We start from the raw sequence: 5,532 nt of genomic DNA, 5'->3' as shown, positions 1-5,532 counted from the left end.
GTGCCAGCAGGAGGACGGCTCCCTCGTCCTGCCCGAGTCCCTGACCCCGTACCTCGGCTTCCACCGCATCGCGGCGGACGGTACGCCGGAGGCGTAGGCCGTCCCGGTCGGCGACGTGGTCGCGCACCTTCGCCGAGGCGAGCACCAGCGAGACGGCGGCCGCCAGCCGGGCGCCCTCGCCGCGCGCGACCGGCGCGGTGCGCATCGAGCGCAGGGGGCAGGGCCCGGCCGTGCGGCGCAGTGCGGGGGTGCGTTCGGACTGAGCCTCCGTCAGGACCGAGACGATCAGGCCGTCGTAGTTCGTGACGATCCGGGCGAACTGCCCGTGGTCGGAGCGCAGCGCCAGACAGAGCCCGCAGAGGTGGGCCATCCACTCGGCCTTGAGCCCCTCGGAGAGGCGGTGCGTACAGGGCCTGACGATTCCGAACACGGCCATCCCCCGGTAGTCGTTCGCGTGTGCGCCGCGCTCGGGCGCGGACGCGGACGGCATCGTATCGAGCGACCCGTTCACCCGTACGTCCCCCATGTCACCCGTACGGACCGGCGCATCATATTTTCTTTCTTCAGGCCCCTTTACCGGGAGGAACCTTGACGAATCGCCACATCCTCTGCACCAGTACCGTCACGAATGCCCTGCGCGCCGCCTATCCCCTTGGCGCACGATCCGCATCATGGACGACCATAGGGATACGAAAGAGATGCGGAACAACAAGGAACCGCGGTGAGAGGAGGCGTCCATGGGATCGGTGCGCAAGGCGAGTGCCTGGCTGGGCCTCGTAGAGGACAACGACGAGCGGTACTACGACGACGACGAGTACACCGAGGGTGCACGGACCGGGACGGGCCAGGCATGGGTGACCGATCCTCGGGTGCGGGTGGTCTCCGAGGCGGCCGAGGAGACGGGCCGCCGGATCGCAACCGTGACCCCGGACAGCTTCCGGGACGCCCGCAGCATCGGCGAGCTCTTCCGGGACGGCGTCCCGGTGATCATGAACCTCACGTCCATGGACTCCGCCGACGCCAAGCGCGTGGTGGACTTCGCCGCAGGGCTGATCTTCGGGCTGCGCGGGTCGATCGACCGCGTGGCCACCCGGGTCTTCCTGCTGACCCCCGCCGACACCCAGGTGCTGAACGGCGAAGCCGTCGGCCGGCCGGCCGACGGCTTCTTCAACCAGAGCTGACCGTCCTGCGGGCGCTCATCGGAACGCGTCCAGGCCGGTGAGCGCCTTACCCAGGACCAGCTGGTGCATCTCCACGGTCCCCTCGTAGGTGAGCACCGACTCCAGGTTCGTGGCGTGCCGCATCACCGGGTACTCCAGCGAGATCCCGTTGGCACCGAGGATCGTGCGCGAGGTACGGCAGATCTCGATGGCCTCCCGCACGTTGTTCAGCTTCCCGAAACTGACCTGCTCCGGACGCAGCCGCCCCGCGTCCATCCGCCGGCCCAGGTGGTGGGCGAGCAGGATGCCCTTGTGCAGCTCGACGGCCATGTCGGCGAGCTTGGCCTGAGTGAGCTGGAAGCCGCCGATCGGCTTCCCGAACTGTTCGCGGGTCCGCGCGTAGTCGACGGCCGCCTCGAAGCTCGACCGGGCCGCGCCCATCGCGCCCCACACGATGCCGTAGCGGGCGTGGCTGAGACAGCTGAGCGGTCCGCGCAGCCCGGTGACGCCGGGCAGCACCGCGTCGGCGGGCAGCCGCACCTCGTCCAGGATGAGCTCGCTGGTGACCGAGGCGCGCAGGGACCACTTGTGCCGGATCTCGGGCGCGGAGAACCCGGGCGCGTCCGTCGGCACCACGAATCCGCGGATGCCGCTGCCGGCCGGGCCCTCGTCGGTCTGCGCCCAGACGACCGCGACACCGGCGACCGAGCCGTTGGTGATCCACATCTTGCGGCCGCTGAGCACCCAGTCCCCGCCGTCGCGCTTGGCGTACGTGCGCATGGCGGCCGGGTCCGAGCCGTGGTCCGGCTCGGTGAGGCCGAAGCAGCCGATGGTCTCGCCCGCCGCCATGCCGGGCAGCCACCGCTGCTTCTGCTCCTCGGAGCCGAAGCGGTGGATCGCGTACATGGCGAGCGAGCCCTGTACGGAGACGAGTGAGCGGATGCCCGAGTCGGCCGCTTCGAGTTCCAGGCAGGCCAGCCCGTACTGGACGGCGGTGGCGCCCGCACAGCCGTAGCCCTGGAGCGACATGCCGAGTGCGCCGAGCGAGCCCAGTTCGCGGGCCAGCTCCCGGATGCCGGGCAGCTCGCCGTTCTCGTACCACTCGGCGATGTGCGGCAGGACCCGGTCGGCGGCCCAGGTGCGGACGGTGTCGCGGATCGCGAGGTCCTCGGGGCTCAGCAGGTCGTCGACGCCGATCGGGTCGCGGGGGTCGAAGGGAGGGAGCTTCGAGGTGGGGGCGGTGGACATGAGGGTGTGCCTCCGGCGGCTCGCACGGTACCGATGTCGGTGGGGTTGCTCGAAAACCGGTCGAAAACTAGCAGCGTTAGTTACGACGCCGTGCCGACGTTACGACTCAGTGCGCCGCACGTCCAGAGCGCGCCGCCCCGGCCGGCCGGCGCCCGGCGGGCACCCGCAGCGGCGCGTCGAGGCGTTCCGCGGACTCCCGGGGTTCGCCCAGCTTCGGCGCGCACTCCATGACCCGGGGCAGCCTCAGCGCGGCGAGCGCTCCGAGCAGCAGCAGGCCCGCGCTGACCAGCAGCGTGACGTGCAGCCCGTCGATGAAGGCGTCCCGGGCGGTGGCGCGCAGGACGGCGCCGAGAGGGCCGCCCAGGTGCGCGGCCTCCTGGTATGCCTCGCCGAGCGAGTGGGAGGCGGCGGCGCCCGCCGACGCGGGGACGCCGGCGGCCGGGAGCCCGGCGAGGCCGGGGGCGTACGCGGCGTTCATCACGCTGCCGAGCAGGGCTATCCCCATGCCGGCGCCCAGCTGGTAGGAGGTCTCCCCGATCGCCGCCGCCCCGCCGGCCCGGTCGGCCGGGGCCTCGCTGAGCATCGACTCGTACGCGCCGAACAGCGTGGACTGGAGGCCGAAGCCGAGGGCGACGAAGACGGCGGTCAGCAGGGCGGGCCGGTCGTGCCGGCCCATCGCGGTCAGCGTCAGCACCGAGGCGGCCGTCAGGACGAAGCCCCAGCCGACCATCCGGCGCGGCCCGATCCGGCGCAGGGTGTGGGAGCCGGTGGCGCCCGCGGCCATCGCGGCGAAGGTGAGCGGCAGCAGCCTGAGGCCGGTCTCCAGGGGGCTGAGGCCCAGGACGAGCTGGAGGTACTGGACGGCGACGAGTTCGAGACCGACCAGGGCCAGCATGGCCAGGACGATGCAGCCCACCGCCGTCGAGAAGGCGGGCCGGGCGAACATGCCGATGTCGATCAGCGGGTGGGTGCGCCGTTTCTGGCGGCGGACGAAGGCGACGAGCAGCGCGGCGCCCAGCAGCAGCGGCACCAGGGTGGCGGGGCCGGTCAGCCCCTCGCCGGTGCCGGCCCGCTTCACGCCCAGGACCACACCGAGCACCCCGGCGGCGGCCGTCAGCGCGCCGAGCACGTCCCAGGGTCCGTCGTCGCTGCCCCGGGACTCGGGCAGCAGCAGCCGGCCGACCGGCAGGATCAGGGCCATCAGCGGGATGTTGATCAGGAAGACGGAGCCCCACCAGAAGTGCTCGACCAGGAAGCCGCCGATGACGGGCCCGGTGGCCGCGCCGACGGCCGCGACCGCGGACCACACGCCGATCGCGACGGCCCGTTCGCGCCGGTCGGGGAAGACCTGCCGCAGGATCGAAAGGGTCGCGGGCATGATCATCGCCCCGCCGACGCCGAGCAGGGCGCGGGCCGCGATGAGCACGCCCGCGGTGTCGGCCAGGGCGGCGACCGCGGAGGCGACGCCGAAGAGGGCGTAGCCGAGCAGCAGGACGCGTCTGCGTCCGACCCGGTCGCCGAGGGTGCCGAAGAGGATCAGCAGGGAGGCGCAGACCAGCGGATAGGCGTCCACGATCCACAGCAGGCCGGCGGCGCTGGGCCGCAGGTCCTCGGTGACGGCGGGGACGGCGACGTGCAGCACCGTCGCGTCGAGCGCGACGAGCAGCAGGCTGAGGCAGAGGACGACCAGGACGACCCATCGGTTGGCACCGTCGGCGGCTGCGCGCAGGCGGATTCGGGCTGTGGGCGTCCCGGACATGCATCTACCTCCCAAGTGGTCCCTCGCGCTCGGCGGGCCCACCCGGTCGCGGCGGCCGCTGTTCCCGGGAGCCCGGCGTCGACGGGCGAGTGATCCGTCAGCGTACGCGAGTTCGGCAGGGGCACACGTGGTCCATCTCATACCGCGTGAGCCCGCGAAGTGTGGCGTACGCCACTGCGCGCCACCCGCCCCGGCCCGGCCCGGGGCGCCGCCGCGGCCCGCCAAGATCCGCCCGAGCCGCGCCCGCGACTCCGGGAAGCCTCCCGTCCGAAGCCGTACGGTAACCGGACTGACACCGTCCGTCCTGTTCCGCCACGCCCCGGAGAAACATGCTCCGGCGTCCCGATAATTCTTCCGGCGCGTCACTGAATTCCGTTTCCGAACACGCATAGCATAAAGCTCGGAAAAGAATTCGGGAGTTATTCAGGCATCCTGAAAAAACCTGCCGGATGAGACATAGTCCACATCACATCGTCATCACAAAGCGCCCGGATCGACCGGCGCGCCCACTCACTCGCTGTAACGTCGATTGGGTGCGTACCGACATCTTCGCCCGGCTGGACCGGGAGCCGGAACCGCCGAAGATAGAGACACCGCGGATGAGCCGTCACCGCATCGCTCTCTTCGGCGGGACGTTGGCGTTCTATCTGGCCATCGTCATTGCCGTGCTCATGTCGTCCTGGCTGGTGACCCTGGACTGGAAGGTCATGCTCTTCCGGCCCTACCAGCAGTGGCCCGAAATCCACGCCGCCCTCGACTACTACGTGGTCCTCGGGCAGCGCGGCCCCACGGCGGTCATGGTCGCCTGCTGGCTCGGCTGGCGCTCCTGGCGCCAGCACACCCTGCGCCCGCTGCTGACACTGGGCGCCTCGCTGCTGCTGCTCAACCTGACGGTGGGCGCGGTCAAGATCGGCCTCGGCCGGCTCGGCCCGCACTACGCGACCAGGATCGGCTCGGCCGAGCTCTTCGCCGGCGGCGATATATTTCCGTCCGGCCACACCGCCAACGCCGTGGTGACCTGGGGAATCCTGGCCTACCTGGCCGCCACCCCGAGGGCCAGGCGCTATCTGTCGGCCATGTCCGCGATCGTCTCGCTCGGAGTCGGCCTGACGACGGTGTACCTCGGTACGCACTGGCTCAGTGACGTGCTCCTCGGCTGGGCCGCGGGCCTGCTGATCCTGCTGGGGCTGCCCTGGGTGGAGCCGCTGATCACCCGCGCCGAGGACTGGATCTTCGCGGCCCGTGCCCGGCTGGGCGCACCCGGCAGCCGTCCCGTCCCGTCGGCGCCCGCCGCCGACGCCCCCCTGCCCGTGCCGGCCGGACAGCCGGCCGCGGACGAGGCGGCGGCACAGGGCCCCGCGCACG

5 protein-coding genes are annotated in these 5,532 nt (G+C 71.7%); 2 read left to right on the top strand and 3 right to left on the bottom strand.

Annotated elements, in window-relative coordinates; all coding sequences use genetic code 11:
* Nucleotides 1-490: DUF5685 family protein (locus E6R18_RS33715; RefSeq protein ID WP_240799948.1), on the bottom strand; the 490-nt coding region annotated here is incomplete at its 3' end.
* A 247-nt stretch (nt 491-737) separates the two neighbouring features.
* Here E6R18_RS33715 and sepF point away from each other — a divergent pair.
* Nucleotides 738-1,181: a cell division protein SepF gene (gene sepF, locus E6R18_RS33710; RefSeq protein WP_136320670.1), complete on the top strand. Its 444-nt coding sequence runs from the start codon at nt 738-740 to the stop codon at nt 1,179-1,181.
* 15 nt (nt 1,182-1,196) lie between these two features.
* Here the strand turns inward: sepF and E6R18_RS33705 are convergent, their stop codons facing one another.
* Both E6R18_RS33705 and E6R18_RS33700 read right to left on the bottom strand, forming a co-directional pair.
* Entirely contained in the window at nt 1,197-2,408 is a 1,212-nt protein-coding gene (locus E6R18_RS33705; RefSeq protein WP_136320669.1) for an acyl-CoA dehydrogenase family protein, read from the bottom strand.
* A gap of 106 nt (nt 2,409-2,514) precedes the next feature.
* Complete coding sequence (locus E6R18_RS33700) at nt 2,515-4,167, bottom strand: MFS transporter (protein ID WP_136320668.1); 1,653 nt, start codon at nt 4,165-4,167, stop codon at nt 2,515-2,517.
* 533 nt (nt 4,168-4,700) lie between these two features.
* Here E6R18_RS33700 and E6R18_RS33695 point away from each other — a divergent pair.
* On the top strand, nt 4,701-5,532 hold an 832-nt coding region (locus E6R18_RS33695; RefSeq protein WP_136320667.1), incomplete at its 3' end, for a phosphatase PAP2 family protein.

The sequence above is a fragment of the Streptomyces sp. A1277 genome (genome assembly GCF_004795015.1).
Classification (GTDB): domain Bacteria; phylum Actinomycetota; class Actinomycetes; order Streptomycetales; family Streptomycetaceae; genus Streptomyces.
This window is presented reverse-complemented; position numbering and strand designations above follow the sequence as displayed.

Excerpts from the sequence above, each read along its gene's own strand:
- sepF (WP_136320670.1), top strand. The coding sequence starts at position 738 with ATGGGATCGGTGCGCAAGGCGAGTGCCTGGCTGGGCCTCGTAGAGGAC.
- E6R18_RS33705 (WP_136320669.1), bottom strand. The coding sequence starts at position 2,408 with ATGTCCACCGCCCCCACCTCGAAGCTCCCTCCCTTCGACCCCCGCGAC.
- E6R18_RS33700 (WP_136320668.1), bottom strand. The coding sequence starts at position 4,167 with ATGTCCGGGACGCCCACAGCCCGAATCCGCCTGCGCGCAGCCGCCGAC.